Source organism: Chryseosolibacter indicum, from assembly GCF_018598585.1.
GTDB lineage: Bacteria > Bacteroidota > Bacteroidia > Cytophagales > Cyclobacteriaceae > Chryseosolibacter > Chryseosolibacter indicus.
Map to the genome: position 1 here is coordinate 1 of NZ_JAHESD010000154.1, position 707 is coordinate 707.

The window sequence follows — 707 nt, forward strand, 5'->3', positions numbered from 1 at the left end:
GCATACCAGCTACTAACGGGTCTCGTGGGCTCGGAGATGTTTATAAGAGAAAGAAGAAAGGTTGCCCTCCTCCTCCTCCTTCAATTTCCTTAGCAAGCTCCTTCACCATGTTCCCTGCGTGAAACTTGTTACTTTCCATTAGTTTTTCTCCTAACATTACGGCTACCTGTGGTTTACTCTCAACATCTGCTGCAAGCACAAGCAACAAGTCATCAAACTGATTGCGTAGTGCATATGCTATATTCTTTAAAGCGTCAGCATTAGGCACAGATACCTTTTCAATAATTAACGTATGCCCGTTAGACTTTGATGCCTTCTTCGCCAACTCATCTTTTATTTGATTAGCGCGTTCGAGATTCAATGCTTCAAGCTTCTTTTCTAACGCATGCTTTTCTTCTGAAAGGGATTTAACAGAAGCAACAATGTCTTTCGGATTCTTCAGCAAAGACCTTACTTCATCAAGCACTCCAAATTCAGAACGAATATAATGTTCAGCATTTTCTGCTGTAATAGCTTCAATTCTTCTGACACCTGCCGCAACAGAGCTCTCGGATACAATTTTGAAAAAGCCGATGGTACCAGTTGCAGGTACGTGAGTTCCACCGCAAAGCTCAACAGAGAACTTAGGATCGAAAGTAATGACACGGACAAAATCGCCATACTTTTCACCAAACAACGCCATCGCTCCCAACGACTTTGCCTTCTCT

General features: G+C 42.6%; 1 protein-coding gene. It reads right to left on the minus strand.

Annotated features, from left to right (window positions below):
* Positions 1 to 40: 40 nt before the first annotated feature.
* Positions 41 to 707 (minus strand): DHHA1 domain-containing protein (locus KK060_RS24875; RefSeq protein WP_254158003.1); only part of this gene is annotated, 667 nt, incomplete at its 5' end.